This is a genomic window from Bacteroides sp. 214 (assembly GCF_010501015.1).
In the GTDB taxonomy this organism is placed as follows: domain Bacteria; phylum Bacteroidota; class Bacteroidia; order Bacteroidales; family Bacteroidaceae; genus Bacteroides.
On sequence record NZ_QVML01000007.1, the window covers coordinates 42672 to 63052 of the forward strand.

The window sequence follows — 20381 nt, forward strand, 5'->3', positions numbered from 1 at the left end:
TATAGACACACGACATACAACAAACTATCAGCTTCAACAAATTCTTATTGGCAACAAAAATACTAAATACTTGCGAACCAGCCATATTTCTATTTGGAAATCTTCTTTTTCTACTATTTGTCGATCCCTTTTACCTCTTTATACATCCGATACCAATACACAGCCTTCTCTTTCCATTCCCTATATTCATGGATGAAATATCCGGCAAGAAATGTAGAAGCCAGTGTTATTACCCACATCGCAATATACCACTTCAAGCCCTTAGATGGCTGCTTTACCTTTCGGAGCTTACTTTCCATTTCATAGATAAAACTCCTGTTCAGTTGCTCAAACTTAGTTGTATCAATGGCAATTCGTTTTTCATAAAGGGTATTCACGCTCTTTTGTATTTTGCTTGCTGTTTCATCGTTAGTGTTGGATATTTCCCGAAGCCGATCGATTTGAGCAGATAGAATGCTATCTACCGATTCTCGGGAAATGTCTTCTTTCCCTGCAAACTTATTTCTACGTTTGGAGTTCCTATTGTTGTCGTCCATAATATCGTTTTTTTGGTTTCTTCTTTTTATGTTTCAATGTATTCTCTTCTTCGGGATTGTGTCCATTTGGAGTAAACAGATCTGCTAATAGCGAAGCTATACTGGAACTTACTCCTGAATAGGATTGTTGATTGCTCTCATCTTGGTTATAGTTCTGTTGAAGTCGTTGCGGACGATTCTCTTCCAGTGAAGAAGAAAAGTTCCCCGCAAGCGATCGGAATCCGAACTCCCGTCCGATCTCCGAAGCTTTGAATGTTTGCCCCTCGTAAGTGAATCGGATTCCATAGGTTTTACCTTGTTTATTATTAGCAGGCTCAATACCGACTCCTTCTTTTTCCAATCCATATAAAAAGCCCTCTAAGCTGGTATTCTTAAACAACTCATAATAGGCAATTTGTTGGAGCTTCTCTTTCGTCTGTTGTCGTGCGGGGTCTGTATGAGCTTCTTGATGCTCCTTTTGTTTCTGAACATCTTTGGCAATCGTCAATCCCATTTCACGGCTTATTTCTTCTGCAATCTTTGCCGAACGGTTGCTCACAAAGGTTGTATCGAATACTTTGCTATCTATTCCGATACGGTTTGCAATCAGGTGGATATGCGGTTTCCCGGTATCTTTATGGGTACAGGCTATCCATTGATGATTCTGTAATCCCATTTTATTTGCAAATGTCCGGGCAATCTTAATCATATCTCCCGGCTTTAGCTTGCCTATATCCTTGGGAGATATACCTATCTCATATCGTATATACTTGTTTTTGCATCGGTAGTTATGTTGGTTAACCATTTCAAACTCTCGGAGAATATCGGCAGGCGCATCACTCTCAATCATATTCCTGCCAACTATCTTATCCAGTTTACCATCACGCAAGGCGTAATCAATCGCATTGCCTCCGTGTGCTATTGCTTTTCCTTTCCCAATCATACGCTTAAAAGAATCGGTTATACAACTGTCGGGATTGTTCCAGATATTCTGCAATAGCGATTACTAATTGCGGATCTTTGTTCCGTATAAGATTGGCGAGCCGGGCAATGGCATTATTATGTTCTTTCAGTTCCCGGAAGTATGAAATCTCTTCCGGGCTTAGCTTCGGGCTGGCAAGTATCCGGCCAGTTAGACATTGTTGCCGGCAATACTCGGAGAGGGTTACTCCCGACCTTTCAGCCATACCCTCGATTCTCTCTTTCTCTGATCCTGTACAACGGAATTTTATATAGGTATTTTTCATTTCTTCTCTTTATTATTTGGTTCAAAAACTGTCGAGAGCGAAGCGATTGCAGTTTCCCCGCCAGCGAAAGCGGTTCAGGCGGCAAGCGCAGTTTGTGGTAACAAACTGACGTCTTGCAATGCACTTCGCGCATTAGGTTAGCTTATAAGCTGCGCCCTTTCTTTCTCGTTGGTACTTGCCGCTTAATCAGGACGGCGGCTCTATTCTTTTCAGGCTGTTTTTGTAGGTTGGATTTATCCCTCCAGTAATCGTTCAGGTCTTTATGGTCTCGATAGAAAACAGACTGGTCGATTACTTCTTTACATATCGGGCTTAAACTCTGAACAGCCCGCTTTCCAGCTTCATCGTTATCTAAAAAGGCGTGTATTGTTTGATGGGGTTGAAGAAACGGAATCGCTTTCGGAAGATTGGCGATTGAGTTTAATATTGCCGAATCAATTACAGGTGAAGCATTCTGTTTTAATGAAAGATAAGAAAGAAAGTCTATGAAGCCCTCGAATAGCATAACTGCATTGTTACCGTTGTTTATGGTTGTTATATTCTTTGGAGTAGTACTTCCTTTGAAATACCTGTTCCGAAGCTCCCATCCTCCGGCATCGTTCCGAAAGCCGACTGCAAAATAAGGTTTGTCCGCAATGGAATAATGGATTTCCGAACAATGCTGTTTCGCTATGTCGGCATTTATACTCCGTTCTTTCAGGTAATCAAGCAAAGCAGGGTGAGCAAGCGGTTTTATATCCGTAATGGTTAGTGCCGATTCTCGGCTTTCTAGTTTAGGAGAAATAGGCAAAGTGTCATTCCGATGAAAGGAAAAAGAATTTTCCAATTGTCGGAGTGCTTCTGCCAGCGAACAATTTTCCAACTTCATCACGAGGTCAACAATCGAACCGCCCTCATTAGTACCGAAGTCGTACCATAAATCTTTATCATAATCAACTTTGAAACTAGGATTGCTGTCATTCCTCAAAGGGGAGAGATACATTCCGTAATATCCCCGGTCTTTTACCGGACTGATTCCTTTATTTTCAAGATATTGCTTTATACTTATATAATTTGAATTTTTCATTTTCTTATTTTTTAGCTGTTTTACTTACTACACAAATGAATCTATGTATTGAACTGATAATCAATTATCGTTATGTAGTATGATTATATTTTGTAGTAACTACTACTCTGTAGTAAGGTAGTAGGATGAGAGTAAGATGCGGATTTTGCTTCTTACTACGACTTAATCCTTTTTCTTTCACTGGATTATATATGATTGTAGTAAGGTAGTAAGAAGAATAATCCATATCTATATTTCTATAAATCACGGTCGAAGAATGGATTCGGCTTGATTTTCTTTATCCGGTAGCATTGAACCGGATTAGCTCCTTTTGTCAATCGCTTGGAGAGCCGTTCAAATTCAGCTTTACGCAGAGCTTCGCCCATTCGCTTTTCGGACAGTTTTACCAAAGTGTATGCCTGTAAGTAGCTTAATACCTCCGAAGTAGTCATATAACATTCTTCGTCAGCTTCCGGCTTCTCAAATCCTTTTAGTAGCATTTCATATTCTACCGTCTGTACGTGGAATTGTTGGCTAAGCCTGTGCAGTTCCGTAATTTCTTCCTCGACAAACCAATAGCGATAGCCATTATCCAAAAGCCACATCACTTCGGAGAATACATTATCCATATTGATTTGCTCCGCTGTTTTGATGTCGATACTGATAACCTCGAACGGCAAGAACCTACGACTGCCAGTCGGGTCAGTCAGAAAGTCGTTGCCGTTAACCGATGCCATGAAGCTGGCTAAATGCGGATATTCTTCAATATACACATCATAAGGACGACGATATTTAACAGCCGGAGTCGTTATCAGATTCTTTAATTCGTTTTCGTCCCGCTTATTCAGGGCTTTTAACTGGTCATCGATATTGATAAACAGGTATTCGGCAATCATCGTCAGTACATCTTTATTCTGCGGGTCTATCTTTCCGGTAAACAGATAACTTTTTAGCGACTGCGGACAAAGGTGATCTAGCCATGTTGTCTTGAACCGTCCTTGTTCTCCGGTTAATACCAAACAAGTATGATTCTGACAACCTACATCTTCCAGCGCATTGGCACCAACGCCTATTAACCATTTGGTAAGATATTCGTCCCATTTTTCAGGATTGCCGGTGGTTACGGTCTGCGCTAATTGGAGGATGTATTGATTCACTTCAGGTTGAAGACGAGGCAATTGCCGGAAATAGTCTTTAACCGGATGCACCTTTGGCGAAAAGTCGCTTTCGAGAATGGTTCGGATATTCTCTGCCGATGTAGAAATGCCCAGTTCCGTATCAATCCGCCGTTTGAAAGAATTGAGGGCAAACTTGGTAACAGGCTGAAACGGATTATTGTCATTCTTTGTGCGATACTCCGGTTTGGATTTTATCACATTGAAGCGGAAATCGTATTTTTCCTGCAAGTATGCCTCAATCCGCTCATTTTTGGATTGGCGGACGGAAGAATCTGTTTTCTCTTTCATCGGGATCAAGATTCTTCTGTCGTTCTACATCTATTTAGGATGAAGTTTAGAATCTCCTCCTTATCATAGAAGACGAGCTTTTCTCCGAAACGGTACTCTTTGTAATGACCGAGCCTGGCATATTTGCGGACGGTGGGCGCAGAGGCTTTTAAGAGCCGGGTAGCCTCTTTCATCTTGATTAGATTACTCATCGCCTTATCAACAGGCGATGCTTGTTCTTCGGGAATACTGTTCTCAACAGCTTCCTCATTTTCTGATTTTAGCCAGAATTTTTTAAACGCTTTTCGCATAATTCGCATTTTTGAGATTAATTACTAATGTTTGCCTTGTGGCAAATTCACGGTGCGAATGTAGCGAGTGCAAAAAGCGATGGGGTACCCCAAAGAATACCCCAAAAATCAGATTATCAAGATGTTTTTGAAATTATTCTTCTATAGAATTTCTTAATTCATTGATTTCATTGAGGATTAGCGTCTTCTCCTTTTCTAATCCGAGATATTCTAACTGCTCAACAATATATGTATAGTCCTTGATTCGTGCCTTGATTTCTCCTTTGACGAGCAATTCCTTGTTGTTAGTCTTTAAAATTTTATAGGTATTTGTATTGGCAATCTCCTTAGTATTAGGTTCGACTTCTAATAAATTGCGGATAAAACGGGCTTTGTCAGAATTGCTTGCATCCACCTTACAGACACGAAATAGACTCTCAAATAACAGAATCTTTTGACGAAGTGTTACAGAGAACTTGGATTTAGCATGATTATCAGAAGTAATTTCTTCGTTTTGTGCCTCTATAACTTGTGCCTGAAACAAGTCATATTCGCTTTTAAGGTTCAAGTAGTCTGAATAACTGAACTTTCCGGAAAAATACCTTTCAACCTTTTCCTTGTGGTTCTCGATGATATTACAGACACGATTGGCAACGGTCAATTCTTCCGAACTAGCCTTTCTCTCAAGGGAACGTTTGTAGGCGAATAAAAAATCATCAGCGAAGACGCTGTATAGTTTCTTTCCTTCTCTAACAGATTTATATGCCCGATACGCACGTTTTAGTACCCTATATTGGTAATCAAACGGCATATATAATACCGGATGCTTTTTCAGAAAATAGATATATAGCAGAAATAACACAATTTCCGCAAGGATGAAAACGATAAGCCAAATTCCCATATATAATCAACAGACAGAATAGCTGTCCGTTCTGCAAAAATAATTATTTTGTTTATAATTTCGGATAATTTCCAGTATTGCATAATAACGGGAAAGGAATGAAACAAGAGCAAATTTGCAACACAAGTGCAATACGATGAAAAATAGAAGCCTGTCAATCAGATGATTAACAGGCTTATTGGCGGTATGGACGGGACTCGAACCCGCGACCCCCTGCGTGACAGGCAGGTATTCTAACCAACTGAACTACCACACCAAATTACTCTTTCAAGTAACAATCTCTCTCGATTGCGGATGCAAATGTAGCGCTTTTTTTGAAACATGCAAAATAATTAAGCGGATTTGGAGATTTTTTTTGTGACACCACCAATAATTTGCCATATTTGTAAGTGTAACACATAACAATAAAATAAGAAATAATATGAGAAACTACAAACAACTACTTGCTGCATTCCTGCTTTCTACAGGGACCATGGCAATTGCGCAAACCAATGAGTTGGTTATTCAAACCAAAAAGGTAGGTGCAGAGATTCAACCAACCATGTATGGCCTGTTCTTTGAAGATATTAATTATGGAGCTGATGGAGGACTTTATGCCGAACTGATAAAGAATCGCTCCTTTGAGTTCCCGCAAAATTTGATGGGCTGGAAAACCTATGGGACAATATCATTGCAGAATGACGGACCTTTTGAATGTAATCCGCATTATGTGCGTTTGTCCACTCCCAACCATGAGCATAAACGTACGGGTCTTGAAAATGAAGGCTTCTTTGGCGTAGGTGTAAAGGCAAACGAGGAGTATCGTTTTTCTGTATGGGCGCGTTTACCACAAGGAGGTCGTGAGTCGAAGATACGAGTGGAGCTGGTAAAACCAAATTCTATGGGTGAGCATCATGCTTTTGCTGCGCAAGAACTTGTCGTATCATCGGGCGAGTGGAAAAAATATCAGATAATACTCAAACCGAATATGACAGAGCCTAAATCAGTATTACGTATTTTTCTGGCTTCGGAAGTGACGGTAGATTTGGAACATATTTCGCTCTTTCCTGTAGATACATGGAAAGGACATGAAAATGGACTTCGCAAGGATTTGGCACAGGCATTAGCAGATATACATCCAGGAATTTTTCGCTTTCCGGGCGGGTGTATTGTAGAAGGAACAGATCTTGATACGCGTTATGATTGGAAGAAATCGGTTGGTGCAATAGAAAACAGACCGCTTAATGAGAATAGATGGCACTATACGTTCCCACATCGTTTTTATCCTGACTACTATCAGAGTTATGGATTGGGATTCTATGAGTACTTTTTGCTTTCCGAAGAAATTGGAGCGGAACCACTTCCTGTGTTGAGCTGCGGTTTAGCATGTCAATTCCAAAACAAAGAGATGTCGGCACATGTACCTCTTGAGGAATTAGATTGTTATATTCAAGATGCGCTTGACCTAATAGAATTTGCAAATGGTGACGTAACCACTACTTGGGGGAAACTGCGTGCGGAAATGGGGCACCCCACACCATTTAATCTTAAATATATAGCTATAGGTAATGAGCAGTGGGGAGCTGAATATCCTGAACGCTTAGCGCCTTTTGTTGTTGCTATTCGTAAAGCATACCCCGCAATGAAAATTATAGGCAGTTCAGGACCTGGGTCAGAAGGAGATAAGTTTGATTACCTATGGCCGGAAATGAAACGTTTAAAAGTGGATTTGGTGGATGAGCACTTCTATCGTCCCGAGGACTGGTTCCTGACACAAGGTGCCCGTTATGACAACTATGACCGGAAAGGGCCGAAAGTATTTGCCGGAGAGTATGCTTGTCATGGTAAAGGAAAGAAATATAATCATTTTCATGCCGCTTTACTTGAAGCTGCTTTTATGACAGGTATGGAACGTAACGCCGATATTGTGCATATGGCAACTTATGCACCTCTTTTTGCACATGTAGAAGGCTGGCAGTGGCGACCGGATATGATTTGGTTTGATAACCTTAATTGTGTGAAAACTGCAAGTTACTACGTGCAACAACTTTATGCTCATAATGCAGGTACAAATGTGTTGAAACTAAATATGGCGGGTAAAAATGTAACTGGTGCTGAAGGACAGAATGGCCTATTTGCCAGTGCTGTTTGGGACAGAAACAAAAATACTTATATAATAAAGGTGGCAAACACTTCGGATGTTGATCAACCTATTACGTTGAATTTTGCAGGTTTAGGTAAGAAAGATGTGTTGATTGACGGCGTTTGTATCACGCTTCAGTCTACCAATCCGGATAATGATAACACACTGGCAAGTCCGCAAAATATATTACCGCAAGAAACCAAGGTAGTTATAGAACAGCATCTTTTCAATACGATATTGAAAGCTCAAACGTTTGCAGTCTATAAATTCAAAAAAGGTGTGAAATGAGTTAAAAACAGGTAGTAGGTTGTCAAAACGTCAGGGCAAATCCAAAATTAATTGAATATGTTTTGCGTTTCTCAAAACAGTTATTATATTTGCAGAGAGGAATAGGATAGTCAATAACTGACAACCAAAGGATTCATATATATCCTTCCTTAATTGATACACAAATTGTTTAAATGTTGGAAAGTGCAAGCATGTGAATGATTGCACTTTTTTTTATTTTTCCGTAGCCAACAAATATTCATCAATTGCTCTCTTGTATGTTTCCTTATCGGCTGCTCCACGAAGAGGCTGTGGCATATCGTCTATTCGGATAAAAATAAGCAACGGTATGCTGGTTGCTTCAAATATTGAGGCAAGTTCTTTTTCTTTATCTACATTTACTTTATAAATAATAATCTGCCCGTCATACTCCTTGGCAAGTTCTTTCATAATGGGTGCTATCTTACGGCAAGGAGGGCACCAATCTGCATAAAAATCAATAATAACGGGTTTATCTCCCTTGAACTTCCACTCCGAATCATTTTCATAATCAAAAATACGTTCAAGAAACATCTGCTTATTCATGGTAATTACTTCACCACTTTTCTCTTTTCGTGCTTTTTGTTGTGTGTTGTCGGTATTGTTGGTTGCAAACAATAGCAATCCAACCATAAGGAAGGTGACACTAGTAAATAGTTTTTTCATATTAGTATATCATTTATTTAATTAATAGTACTCCGCCCCAGACAGCTAACAACCCCAGTATTACACTTGCAACTATATACAATAGTGCCGTCAGTGTATGACCCGATTGGAATAAATTAATGTTCTCTAGCGCGAAAGCGGAAAAAGTGGTATATCCACCGCAAAAACCGGTCATGAATAATAACCGTAAATCTGTATTGATTATTTGGTTACGCTCAAATAAACCGAGCAGCATTCCAATGATGAAACAACCAATTATATTTACGGTAAATGTGCTTAGTGGATATGTTGTTTGTGTGTACTTGTTGACTATTACGGAGGTAAGAAAGCGTAATATACTTCCTAATCCGCCACCTAATCCAACTAAAAGTATCATTTTTATCATGTAATCTTTTTGGCAAAGATAACTATTTATTGTTATTTTTGTAATCCAAAATTAGTGAAATGAGAATACTCTATTACATCTATCAAATTTGTATTGCGCTACCTATACTCTTGGTTCTGACTATCCTTACAGCGCTTACTACTATTATAGGATCACTTGTTGGTGGTGCGCATTTTTGGGGATATTATCCCGGGAAAATATGGTCGCAACTCATCTGTTTATTCCTTTTGATTCCTGTCAAGGTAAAAGGGCGTGATAAACTGCAAAAGAAGACTTCTTATGTTTTTGTAGCTAATCATCAGGGGGCTTTTGATATCTTTCTTATTTATGGCTTTTTAGGACGAAACTTTAAATGGATGATGAAGAAAAGCTTGCGTAAAATACCTTTTGTAGGCAAAGCTTGCGAAAGTGCCGGCCATATTTTCGTGGATCGTTCGGGTCCGAAGAAAGTACTCGAAACCATTCGGCAAGCCAGAGCTTCTTTAACTGATGGCGTTTCGCTAGTGGTGTTTCCCGAAGGTGCGCGAACCTTTACCGGGCATATGGGATATTTCAAAAAAGGAGCATTCCAGTTGGCGGATGACTTGCAGCTTCCTGTTGTTCCACTTACTATTGACGGCTCTTTTAACGTACTTTCGCGCACAGGAAAATGGATTGATCCGCACCGTATGACATTAACCATTCACGAACCAATATTTCCAAAAGGAAAAGGAGCGGAGAATATAAAAGCAACAATGACAGAAGCCTACGCTGCAGTAGAGAGCGTATTGCCGCTAAAATATAGGGGGATGGTAGAAAATAAAGATCAAGAAGTGGAATAAAGAAACACTATTGTTTCAATCCCTCAAACACTGCCTTGCGTAGTGTACCTTCTGTATCATCGCCATCGTACTCCCAATACATGGCTCCTTTTAAGCCAAAATCATTGATAAATGCGCATTTTTCCCGAATAGATTCCTCGTCTTCATAATTGCAAACAATATTTCCTGTCGAGTCTATTAAATAGGGGACTTTAGCAAGACTGTCCCATTGGCGGCTATAATCTTCCTGACTCAGGTTTTTAATATTTCTGTATCCGAGAGGTTTCGGCATAGAAGATAACCCACGTCCATAGAATGGTATACCCAATACCAATCGGTTGGCAGGCATACCTGCCCGGATATGTGCATTAACCGCCATTTCGCAGGTTAGCTCTTCGGTTAATTCCGAACGGTAAAGTGGAGCATGATGCAATGGCGTGTTCGAAATATCATACGCCATGATATTGACAAAGTTTACATACGGACAAATATGCTTAAAGTTGATATACTTGGCACCTGCTTCCGAAGCTATGGTAAGTAGTTTTTTCTTGCCGATAGCAGTACGGATATCACCTAACATTAGTGTAAAGTTCTCTGTATCTCGGGGTGTAGACGATATCTTTGCCAAACTGCTGGTAGGGTATTCCCAATCAATGTCAATGCCATCGAGCTTAAACTCATCAATGACGCGTTTGCAGTCGGCGGCAAAGGAACGACGGAAAGTTGCAGAATCCGCCATCTCGGCGAAACGTCCGCTTCCCCAACCACCAATCGATAACAATACTTTAAGAGAAGGTTTCTTTTTTCGAAGCTCTACGATTTGCCGTAGACGCGCTTCATTGTCTATGCGTATGCCATCGCATGTTTCGTTTACATGTCCAAAAGCATAGTTGATATTGGTAATGTGTGTGGGGTCGGGTAGGGTGGCTGTTTTCCACGAAGTAACATAAGCAACAATAATCTTACTGTTTTGTTCTGTGGTTCTGGAACAACCAACTGACAGGATAACTATCGATAGGAAAAACCATTTAAGTGTTTTCATGAATGGATGTGTTAAAGATGATTTTTCAAAGGTACAAAATTTCTGGAAATTCCTTTCCTATTGTATGATTATGTGTATGTAGTAAAGGGTATAACAATAAAATCATCTTTTGTATACTATTGGTCTATGTTTTTCTTTATTTTTGTGGAGTTGAACATTAAAATCTTATTGTATGAAGAGTAAAACACTTAGTTTGATATGCTTATTGCTACTACCGCTTGCACTTAATGCAGCACGAGTTGATACGCTGATGGTAAAGAGCCCTTCTATGAATAAAGAAGTGCAAGTATTGGTTGTTGTGCCCCATGTGGTTCTGGAGAAACCAGTGCATTGTCCGGTTATATACCTGTTGCATGGGTATAGCGGTAATGCTTTATCATGGATTAATCTCAAACCGAATCTTCCGGAAATAGCCGATGAAAAAGGAATTATGATTGTTTGTCCCGACGGTCAGAATAGTTGGTATTGGGATAGTCCGTTAGACCCAGATTCTCGTTACGAAACTTTTGTGAGTCAGGAACTTATAGATTTTATTGATACCAATTATCCTACCATTCCACACCGCGAGGCACGCGCTATTACCGGTTTAAGCATGGGGGGGCATGGTGGCATGTGGCTATCTATACGCCATAAAGATGTGTTTGGTGCTGGTGGTAGTATGAGTGGTGGATTGGACATTCGCCCTTTTCCTAAAAATTGGCTTATGGCGAAGCAACTAGGCGAATATGGCACTAATAAACAAGTGTGGGAAGAACACACAGCTATTCACCTGATTGAAGGATTGAAGGATGGCGAACTCGCTATAATTATAGATTGTGGTGTCGATGACTTTTTCTATCCGGTAAATCTGGAATTTCATCAATGTTTGTTAGAGAAGAAGATTGCACACGATTTCATAAGTCGTCCGGGTAATCACGACAGGAAGTATTGGAACAATGCAGTAGATTATCAGATTTTGTATTTCTACAAGTTCTTTTCAAAGTAATAGAAATTGTTTTCAGGGCTTATGGCAAGAGCCATAAGCCCTAAAAAACTACTCTATAACCAGCTCTGCCATTTTTACAATATCTTCCGAACTTCGTCCTACCTTAATCTCATATATTCCCGGTACTACACGCATTGTGTTCGTGTTATCATCCCACCATTCAAGCTGCTTGTTTGTTAGTTCAAACGCAACGGTTGTTTGCATTCCTTTTTCTATCTTGATCCGTTCAAAAGCACGTAATGCTTTGGTAGGACCCATGATGTCTTCTTGTTTACGAATATAGACTTGCACAATTTCGTCACCACTATAAGCACCGATATTACTAACCGGGATGGTTAATGTTACTGTTTCGCCTGCTTTGATGCAGTTTTTGCTTAGTGCGAGCTCACCGTAACTAAACGTTGTATAACTTAATCCATATCCAAAAGGATACAGAATGTTATCACTTTTGGCATAACGATAAGTGCGGTTTGTCATGTTGTAATCTTCGAAATCGGGAATTTTATCTACGTCCTTATAGAAGGTTATGGGTAGTCTGCCTGCTGGATTATACTCACCAAACAGGATATCGGCAACTGCCGTACCACCTGCCTGACCGGGATACCATGCCTGTAATACAGCTCCTTGATTGCGTATTGCTTGCGGAATCTCAATGGCCGACCCCGAGCAGTTTATATAAACCACTTTTTTATTAGCCTTCAGCAATGCCTGAAGAAACGTGTTCTGAATAGCAGGCAACTTAATGTCCGTGCGATCTCCTTTGCGAAATCCCGGGTAGTCTACGTTCATTTCTTCACCTTCCAAAGAAGGAGAAATACCACCCGCAAAAACCACAATATCTGCCGCCTTAATGCGTCCTAAAGATTTATTGACGTTGCTTGGCTCTTTTACCACAATGTCAAAGTGCAACTGCGCATCGCTATTAAGGTATTCGAATTCAATACGTACGTCATATGCTTTCCCTGCTTTAGCTGCCAATGTATAGGAAGTTTCGCGTGGGTCATATTTATGACTATATTTTTTTATCTCTTCACCGTTTATATATAAGCGCCCGGTGCCACAACTGTTGAAATCAAAAATAACGTCGCCAGTTTGTTGAGGGATAAAAGTACTGCTATATGTTGCCGAAAAGTCGGTTAGATTAACACCTGCTTCAAAAACAGTAGCTCCGGCAGTATGTAGCCAGAAGGGGTTTTTCATTTGTGTAGTAGCAATGGGGGCGCCTTCGCGTTTCATGTTATTCCAATAAGTGGCTCTGAATCCTATACCAGCTTCGGTAGCGCTTTGGTTGTAGATACTTTTCTTTATTGTTGTCTCAATCCATGAGCAACCGGGTTCGTAAATAAGTTTGTCGTTAGCTCCCAACGCACGACGAACACCTTCGAGAATTGTAACTGTCTGTGGTGGGTTTCCGTTATAATTGCCCCATTGCATTACTGAGTCGTTAGCATTGGGCCCCATTACAGCAATAGTTAGTCCACCACGTTTTAGAGGGAGAGTGTTGTCATGGTTCTCTAATAAAACGATAGATTTGTGGGCTATATCCAATGCTAAGGAGTCATGCTTGGCAGATCCAACGGCAGAGTAAGGAATTTGTGTCCAAACCACCTCTTTAGGATCGTCCATTTCGCCCAGTTCAAAACGGGCTTTTAGTAAACGTTTTACAGAAATGTCTAAATCTGCTTCAGTAATCAATCCTTTTTCTATAGCCTCTTTAAGATATTTGTAACTATTCCCACACTCTAAGTCTGTTCCTGCTACTACGGCTGCTGCAACAGCCGTAGCACCATCTGGATGTGTTTCATGGCGTTTTGGCTTGAAGAAATTATCAATAGCACCACAATCGGACAATACAATACCTTCAAAGTTCCATTCGTTACGCAGTATTTGCACTAATAATCGGTCGCTTCCACAACACGGATCTCCTTCAAGGCGATTGTAGGCACACATAACTTCCTTTACACCGGCTTCTTTAACGAGCGCTTCGAATGCGGGAAGATACGTTTCGTGAAGGTCACGTGGGGAAATGTTCTCTGCGTTGTAGGAGTGGCGATTCCATTCAGGACCCGAGTGTACGGCAAAATGTTTGGCACAAGCGTGTAATTTATCATATTTACTTCCTGCAGGTCCTTGTAAGCCGTTTACCACTTGTATGCCCATAACGGTGGTTAAGTATGGATCCTCACCGTAGGTTTCCATGCCACGCCCCCAACGTGGATCGCGAAAAATGTTAATATTCGGTGTCCACATCGTCAGCCCCTGGTAACGTTTGTAGCTGTTGATAGATGATGTGTAGGTGTTCTTGGCTCTCGCTTCATCGGATATTGCATCGAAAACATGATACGTAGCTTGCGGATCAAAAGATGCAGCCATACCGATGGGTTGGGGGAAAACCGTGGCTAGTCCGGCACGCGCTACTCCATGCAGTGCTTCGTTCCACCAGTTGTATTGTTTAATGCCCAATCGCTCTACTGGTGCAGAAGCATCCATCATCAAAGCTATTTTTTCATCGAGGGTTAATTGACGGAGCAAGTCTTCGGCACGTTGTTCTGCCGGCAAAGAGGTGTTTCTATACGATTTATCGGTACAAGCTCCTAAAGATATAAGGAGAGCAACTAAAAGTAGGAGTGTGTGTTTCATGGTTATGTGTTTTTTATGTTATTCTTCTTCAAATCCCAGTAATTTTTCGCTTTCTTCGCTTGGAAGTTGCTCTACGTTCCGCAGTCTCCGTTCAATGGCCCGTGTTCGTTTTCCCATGACTTCCTCCAATTGGTCGCCTGCTGTTTGCAAGTTTTTCTGAACTTTTTCCAACATCCCTCCAAATTTGCCGAACTCTGTTTTAACTGCACCAAGTACATTCCATACTTCGCTGGTTCGTTTTTGCAGGGCAAGAGTACGAAAGCCCATTTGTAAACTGTTGAGTATAGCACCAAGAGTCGTAGGACCTGTAACTACAATTTTATATTCTTTTTGTAGCCATTCTACCAAAGAAGTGCGGCGTATTACCTCTGCGTAAATACCTTCAAATGGAAGAAAGAGTATGGCGAAATCAGTCGTGTAGGGTGGATCTACATACTTTTCGTGAATATCCTTTGCCATGCGTTTAATAGTTGTTTCCAATTGCTTGCTGCATAATTCTATCTGTGCAGGTTCGCCAATGTCGTAGGCTTCCTGGTATTGTTCGTATACATCTTTGGGAAATTTGGCATCGATAGGTAGGTATACCACATTTGCCGAATCGTCTTTGCCGGGTAGCTTAATGGCAAATTCCACAAATTCGCTTCCGTTTTTCTTGGTTTTGATGTTGGCTGCGTATTGTTCGGGACTGAGCATTTGCTCCAATAACGCGCTGAGCTGAACTTCTCCGAATGTTCCTCGCACCTTTACATTAGAAAGCGCTTTTTTGAGTCCACCTACATCTTGTGCTAAGTTTTTCATTTCGCCCAGTCCTTTCTGTACACTTTCCAACTGCACTCGCACAAGCTCAAAAGATTGTCCAATGCGTTCATTGAGCGTCTTTTGTAATTTCTCTTCTACCATTGCACGCATCTCGTCAAGTCGTTTTTCGGTAGAGTGGATTAGCTGTTCTTGTTGTTTAGTAACTCCGGCAAACTGTTGCTTCTGCATCTCACCCGAAGTTAGCATATTCTTGTGCATGGCATCTTGCAATTCCATACGAAGCTCACGAAGGCTGCGACTCAACTCTTCACGGTTTTCTTGCATCTGTTTACGTAGTGAAGCTTCTAACTCTCCATTGGAGCGCTGGTTGTTTCGTTGTATCAGTATAACTAAGATAATTAGCAGAAGTATACCGTTTACTATGAGTAGGGTTGTTTCCATATTTAGAGCTTTTTCAACAAGCAAAAATAGATAAAAGAAGTCACCTTTACATATATTTATTGTCTAAATAAGCAAAAAGGAGCGTTCACAACGAGAACTTTATATACCTTTGCGGTCAATAAAATAAAACTACAATGAAATCTTTAGCTTATTTGAAATCTTTGTTTGTGTTAATCATCGTTTTCGGATTAACCTCTTGTGAAGAATATTACGACATTAAAAACAGTGACGGAAAGCTATGTGGCTATACATGGCTGGAAGAGTATGCTACTGTGGGTGGCGATTGGTGTACACATACATTGGTGTTCGACCGCTCGGGTAGTGGACGAGAAGTGTATAAATACGATAATGGTTCGCAAGTAACAACAATATCCTCTCGCTTTAGTTGGTATTGGACCAGCAATATGGAATGTATTGAACTGGACTTTGGCGCAGGCGATTTAGTATTCTTCGATAATGTGTGGGTACGCGACTACTACTTGTCGGGTAATTATGACGGAGAAGAGGTGACGTTCAGGAGGCAATAATTATTCTTGCCCCCTTAACACTACTTTCCTAAACACTGTTGGGTAAGGTGTTTCAAATCGCATCATTTCTCCTGTTACCGGATGATGAAACTGCAGTCTAAAGGCATGAAGTGCCAAACGGTTTAGTGGAGCACTTTCTGTCTTAAAATATCTATCGTCGCCAACCACGGGATGTCCCAACTCTTGTGCGTGCATACGTATTTGATTTTTCCTGCCAATTTCCAACTCAACTAATGAATACCCGTTAGCACGTTTAATTGTTTTGTATTGCGTGTAAGATCTACCTTCTGTGGCAGTTACAGGAGTATGGCTGATTTGTATCTTATCATCCTGTAACCATGAAGTAACTACGCCATTGTCTTTTTCCAATTCTCCTTCGAGGAGTGCCACATAGCGATTTACTTTTATAAGTTCGTTCCAGCGATCCTGAAAATTAATCTTTGTTTTTTCGTCTTTTGCAAAGATGACCAATCCCGAAGCCTCTTTATCTACCTTATTAATTATATATGCACGGCGATGTTTACTTTTTTGTGCTATATATTCGCAGATAATGTTATAAACACTACGCTCGCGTGGACGTTGCGAAATAGTGGCAATTCCCTCGCGTTTATCCACTACTAATAAGTAGGCATCCTCAAACAATATTTTGAAATAGTTGCTTTTAAACTCTTTCTTCCCTTTTTCTTTGCTGATTTGTACCTTCATACCCGGTTTCAGCGGAGTATTGAATTGTGTAGTGATGATATTTTCTACAAGTACCTGACGGTTGGATAGTAGTGACTTTGCTGTAGTGCGATTGGCACCTTCTACATACTTCATAAGAAAAGGCAACAATTCGTCGGCTTCCTTTACGGTGTATGTCATAAACTTAGATTTTGCACGCGCTATGAGATAAGCGGGTTTTTCTTTTTTCTTCTTTTCTTCCATGATGCGTTGGTGTTATGAACGTTTCTCCAACAGTACCACATTCTCTACATGATGTGTATGTGGGAACATGTCTACAGGTTGTACGGCAGTAACACGATATTTATTGTCGAGTAACGCGAGGTCGCGCGCTTGTGTAGCAGGATTGCAACTAACATACACAATGCGTTTGGGTTCGGCAAATAACAATACGTCAATTACATCTTGATGCATACCGGCACGTGGTGGGTCGGTGATAATTACATCTGGGCGACCATACTCATTGATAAAGTCTTGTGTGAGCATATCTTTCATGTCTCCGGCAAAGAACAGTGTATTCTTTATATTGTTCAATTCGGAGTTTACCTTAGCATCTTCAATGGCTTCGGGTACATATTCAATACCAATAACCTGACGGGCTTGCTTGGCAACGAAGTTGGCGATGGTTCCTGTTCCGGTATATAGGTCGTACACCAATTCTTTACCGGTGAGCTGTGCAAATTCACGGGTTATCTTGTATAGATTGTAGGCTTGCTCGGAATTGGTTTGATAGAACGACTTGGGGCCTATTTTAAACTTTAACCCTTCCATCTCTTCGAAAATGTGATCATTACCTTTATATAATAAAACCTCTTGGTCGGTAATGGTATCGTTGCACTTGTTGTTCACTACGTACATTAATGAAGTGATTTCAGGAAATGTATCTTCTACATAGCTCAGCAGTTGCTTGAACTGCACTAGCTGCTCCTCTTCCGTAATCTTGGCAATAAGAATAACCATCAACTCGCCAGTAGTGGAAGTACGGATAATCATGTTGCGGAGCATTCCTTCTTGTGAGCGCAGATTAAAGAACTCGTAGTTATGCGCATAGGCATAGTCGCGCACAGCATTGCGGATACGATTGGAAATGTCATCCTGCAACCAACACTTTTCAATAGCCAGTACTTTATCAAAGGCACCGGGTATGTGGAATCCTACAGCATTCATTTGGTCGTAAACCACTTGTTGCTTAACCTCTTCATTGGTAAGCCACCGTTTGTTAGAGAAAGTAAACTCCAGTTTGTTGCGATAAAACTGTGTTTTCTCGGAGCCAAGGATAGGCGATATTTCGGGCAACTCAACCTTTCCAATACGTGTAAGATTGTCTGTTACTTGTTTCTGTTTGTATCTGATTTGTTCGCTATATGGGAGCACTTGCCACTTACAACCGCCACACACACCGTAGTGTTGGCAGAATGGAACAGCACGTTGTTCGGCATATTTGTGAAACTTTACAGCTTCTGCTTCTGCATATTTGTTTTTCTTTCGCTTTATTTGTAGGTCTACCACGTCGCCGGGAACTACATATGGAACAAAGATAACTAAATCATTTACTTTTGCTATTGCCTTTCCTTCGGCTGCTATATCAATGATGGTAACCTCTTCGAGTAGAGGTAAAACTTTCTTATTACGTGCCACTTTACACTGTACTTTATTAATTATTAAGGCGCAAAGGTAGTCTAATTAATTGGAATTAATATCTCCGGAATAGCTCTATCTCCTTAAAAAATAGTTCTTTGATATCTTTTAGCTGTGGGTTTTTTTGCTCTATAATATTTTGAATGGTTTCTTTAGATAGTTTTTTTATAACAGACAGATAACCAAGAGCACTAATGGTATCAGAAAAGTGCCGGTAAAAAATAATTTTTTTAAGTTTCTTGTCTGTGGCAATATCTGTGAACAGAAAGATGTCATTTAGTGTGGTTATCTTCACACTATACTGACATTCGGTATCTTCATAGATATACACCCAATTGTAGTCTGTTATTTGTTTTTCTTTATTCATGCTTTCGCCTGAATTTTTAGTTAGCTTGCGTAGTTGTTTATTTCATTACTTAACTCTTCGGATAAATCAATTCTCGTCGGATTAGAATCGAGTATTGTTTCGTTCAATAGGTAGCAAACAGACTTCCTTAGCTGAGAGTAGTATTTTATGGCACTTTTTGAATCCTCAAAGAAGCGGTAAAAGGTAACTTTTGCCATATTGTTGTTTGTAAACAAACTCCCAAAACTAAAGATGTCTTGAATGGTTGCGATACGGATATATTGTGTGTTGTTGATTTCTAAAACATATACCCAATTATAATCTGTTGCTTGTTTTTCGATACACATAGTTCTTACTTTTATTGTTTAAATGTGGGAGTAAAAGTAAAGGGAAGTGTGCGAAGAGAGGTTGCAAATTAGGAATTTGTTTTAGCAAATTAGGAAAAAGATTCATTTTCCTCTTTTTTCTTAAGTGTATATCTATAAGCTTGGTCGCTACCAAACCCAGCCAATGTGATTTTATCTAAATTGCTCTTTTTTGTATGAATTGGATTGTTTTCTATGCGCTCTAACTCTTCCAGACGAAACCTATTCATGAATTGAGAGAAATTTGTACCATATGTCTTATTAATGAAAACAGATAAATAACTACGATTCGTGCTTAAATCATTTGCCATTTCTGCAATAGAAAACTGCGGATTAAGGTAAGGCTTACGATCTTCGATGTAACTCATGACAGTTTCATGAGATAGTTGGTTCTTATCTTCTTTCGGAGTCTCTTTTGCTAGAAAAACAGAATCACCTATATACAAATAGTTACCTCGAATAGCATTAAAACAGAGTGTGAGGTGTTGTGCAAACAGAAGGATAGCAGGAATAGCCAATAATTGTCCGATTAGAGCTTTTGGCGTAAACAATACGCCAAATATTGGTACAATAAGGAGGCTTATCCACAGAAAAAGAAAGGTGCGAAGCCAATGCAATGAGTTAAAGCAAGGGTCGGCAGCGTATTCAACAATAGCATGTTGATAACGACGGTAACGGATAATGCTTAACGCGGAATAGCCAATGCCAAACATAAAACGTATAGGTGCAATCAATGATGCGAAAATGTAAAATCTATGATATCCGTTGAAGGCTTTTCCGCTATAAAACGAAGTCTCTATGGCTACCTCTTTAGGGATACTCAACGACCATATCAGGTGAACCAGAAAAATGGCTGTTGGTAGGATGTAATGAAGTTTAGGAAATTTTTCTTTGTTGTCGATGCGGGTTAGTATGAAAATGAATTGATAAGGCACTACTGCAGCTATGATTGTTGTGAAAAAGTAGAACGAACGAACGTATGCAAACTCGCGTGGGTATAGGGTAAGGATGATTAGCATTAACCAGTTGCACATCGCCAGTATATAATAAAAGATGAGTGACTGACGCAGACCGGTTCCCTTTACTTTTCTCCAGATAGGAGAATGTAATGTGACTAATATCAAGCAAACAAGCCCCGAGAAAACGGGGGTAAGCATCGTGATTAATTGTTCTACTGTAATTGTTTGCATATG

Annotated in this window: 21 protein-coding genes and 1 tRNA gene; 4 read left to right on the forward strand and 18 right to left on the reverse strand. The window is 40.2% G+C overall.

All coding sequences use genetic code 11. The annotated features are described in order from the left end of the window. Positions 1–113 precede the first annotated feature (113 nt). The 8 genes from D0T50_RS07165 to D0T50_RS07200 all read right to left on the reverse strand — a co-directional run bounded on the left by D0T50_RS07165 (position 114) and on the right by D0T50_RS07200 (position 5699). Complete coding sequence (locus tag D0T50_RS07165) at positions 114–536, reverse strand: hypothetical protein (RefSeq protein ID WP_163222837.1); 423 nt, start codon at positions 534–536, stop codon at positions 114–116. Continuing rightward, positions 520–1458: a relaxase/mobilization nuclease domain-containing protein gene (locus tag D0T50_RS07170; RefSeq protein WP_163222838.1), complete on the reverse strand. Its 939-nt coding sequence runs from the start codon at positions 1456–1458 to the stop codon at positions 520–522. Before D0T50_RS07170 ends, D0T50_RS07165 begins: the two co-directional genes overlap by 17 nt. Before the next feature lie 4 nt (positions 1459–1462). Further along, complete coding sequence (locus D0T50_RS07175) at positions 1463–1762, reverse strand: hypothetical protein (protein WP_163222839.1); 300 nt, start codon at positions 1760–1762, stop codon at positions 1463–1465. Positions 1763–1904: 142 nt separating this feature from the next. Further along, complete coding sequence (locus D0T50_RS07180; RefSeq protein ID WP_239058228.1) at positions 1905–2828, reverse strand: toprim domain-containing protein; 924 nt, start codon at positions 2826–2828, stop codon at positions 1905–1907. A gap of 236 nt (positions 2829–3064) precedes the next feature. After that, complete coding sequence (locus tag D0T50_RS07185) at positions 3065–4273, reverse strand: VapE domain-containing protein (protein ID WP_163222840.1); 1209 nt, start codon at positions 4271–4273, stop codon at positions 3065–3067. 5 nt (positions 4274–4278) lie between these two features. Next, the gene (locus tag D0T50_RS07190; RefSeq protein WP_163222841.1) at positions 4279–4563 is read right to left on the reverse strand and encodes a helix-turn-helix domain-containing protein; all 285 of its coding nucleotides are present in this window, start codon (positions 4561–4563) and stop codon (positions 4279–4281) included. A gap of 133 nt (positions 4564–4696) precedes the next feature. Beyond that, positions 4697–5353 carry a hypothetical protein gene (locus D0T50_RS07195; protein WP_163222842.1) on the reverse strand — a complete coding sequence of 219 codons (657 nt, stop codon included), beginning with the start codon at positions 5351–5353 and terminating at the stop codon, positions 4697–4699. A gap of 269 nt (positions 5354–5622) precedes the next feature. After that, positions 5623–5699: transfer RNA gene (locus D0T50_RS07200), tRNA-Asp, on the reverse strand. 165 nt (positions 5700–5864) lie between these two features. Here D0T50_RS07200 and D0T50_RS07205 point away from each other — a divergent pair. Then, on the forward strand, positions 5865–7853 hold the full coding sequence (locus D0T50_RS07205) for an alpha-L-arabinofuranosidase C-terminal domain-containing protein (protein WP_163222843.1): 1989 nt from the start codon (positions 5865–5867) through the stop codon (positions 7851–7853). Positions 7854–8066: 213 nt separating this feature from the next. Here the strand turns inward: D0T50_RS07205 and D0T50_RS07210 are convergent, their stop codons facing one another. Both D0T50_RS07210 and crcB read right to left on the reverse strand, forming a co-directional pair. Next, positions 8067–8537 (reverse strand): co-chaperone YbbN, encoded by a 471-nt coding sequence (locus D0T50_RS07210; RefSeq protein ID WP_163222844.1) that lies wholly within the window; start codon positions 8535–8537, stop codon positions 8067–8069. A 13-nt stretch (positions 8538–8550) separates the two neighbouring features. After that, positions 8551–8913 (reverse strand): fluoride efflux transporter CrcB, encoded by a 363-nt coding sequence (gene crcB, locus D0T50_RS07215; protein WP_239058229.1) that lies wholly within the window; start codon positions 8911–8913, stop codon positions 8551–8553. Between the two features lie 68 nt (positions 8914–8981). Between crcB and D0T50_RS07220 the strand changes: the two genes are divergently transcribed. Beyond that, positions 8982–9743 (forward strand): 1-acyl-sn-glycerol-3-phosphate acyltransferase, encoded by a 762-nt coding sequence (locus D0T50_RS07220; protein ID WP_163222846.1) that lies wholly within the window; start codon positions 8982–8984, stop codon positions 9741–9743. 7 nt (positions 9744–9750) lie between these two features. Here the strand turns inward: D0T50_RS07220 and D0T50_RS07225 are convergent, their stop codons facing one another. Next, positions 9751–10764: a glycoside hydrolase family 18 protein gene (locus D0T50_RS07225; RefSeq protein WP_163222847.1), complete on the reverse strand. Its 1014-nt coding sequence runs from the start codon at positions 10762–10764 to the stop codon at positions 9751–9753. Between the two features lie 172 nt (positions 10765–10936). Between D0T50_RS07225 and D0T50_RS07230 the strand changes: the two genes are divergently transcribed. Beyond that, positions 10937–11749 (forward strand): alpha/beta hydrolase family protein, encoded by an 813-nt coding sequence (locus tag D0T50_RS07230; protein WP_163222848.1) that lies wholly within the window; start codon positions 10937–10939, stop codon positions 11747–11749. Positions 11750–11797: 48 nt separating this feature from the next. On the opposite strand, the gene xyl3A is transcribed toward D0T50_RS07230, so the two are convergent. Both xyl3A and D0T50_RS07240 read right to left on the reverse strand, forming a co-directional pair. After that, positions 11798–14389, reverse strand: coding sequence for a xylan 1,4-beta-xylosidase (gene xyl3A, locus D0T50_RS07235; RefSeq protein WP_163222849.1), 2592 nt, complete (start codon positions 14387–14389; stop codon positions 11798–11800). 18 nt (positions 14390–14407) lie between these two features. Beyond that, a complete protein-coding gene (locus D0T50_RS07240) occupies positions 14408–15589 on the reverse strand; it encodes a DNA recombination protein RmuC (protein ID WP_163222850.1) in 1182 nt (393 codons plus the stop codon). A 134-nt stretch (positions 15590–15723) separates the two neighbouring features. Here D0T50_RS07240 and D0T50_RS07245 point away from each other — a divergent pair, with 134 nt between their 5' ends. Next, the gene (locus D0T50_RS07245; RefSeq protein ID WP_163222851.1) at positions 15724–16116 is read left to right on the forward strand and encodes a hypothetical protein; all 393 of its coding nucleotides are present in this window, start codon (positions 15724–15726) and stop codon (positions 16114–16116) included. On the opposite strand, the gene D0T50_RS07250 is transcribed toward D0T50_RS07245, so the two are convergent. The 5 genes from D0T50_RS07250 to D0T50_RS07270 all read right to left on the reverse strand — a co-directional run bounded on the left by D0T50_RS07250 (position 16117) and on the right by D0T50_RS07270 (position 20378). Continuing rightward, positions 16117–17043, reverse strand: a complete 927-nt coding sequence (locus D0T50_RS07250) for an RluA family pseudouridine synthase (protein ID WP_163222852.1) — start codon at positions 17041–17043, stop codon at positions 16117–16119. It abuts the gene before it with no gap. A gap of 12 nt (positions 17044–17055) precedes the next feature. Next, complete coding sequence (gene rlmD, locus D0T50_RS07255) at positions 17056–18477, reverse strand: 23S rRNA (uracil(1939)-C(5))-methyltransferase RlmD (RefSeq protein WP_163222853.1); 1422 nt, start codon at positions 18475–18477, stop codon at positions 17056–17058. A gap of 55 nt (positions 18478–18532) precedes the next feature. Beyond that, positions 18533–18844, reverse strand: a complete 312-nt coding sequence (locus D0T50_RS07260; RefSeq protein WP_163222854.1) for a hypothetical protein — start codon at positions 18842–18844, stop codon at positions 18533–18535. A gap of 20 nt (positions 18845–18864) precedes the next feature. Then, entirely contained in the window at positions 18865–19170 is a 306-nt protein-coding gene (locus tag D0T50_RS07265; RefSeq protein ID WP_163222855.1) for a hypothetical protein, read from the reverse strand. 89 nt (positions 19171–19259) lie between these two features. Then, a complete protein-coding gene (locus D0T50_RS07270; RefSeq protein ID WP_163222856.1) occupies positions 19260–20378 on the reverse strand; it encodes a hypothetical protein in 1119 nt (372 codons plus the stop codon). Positions 20379–20381 lie beyond the last annotated feature (3 nt).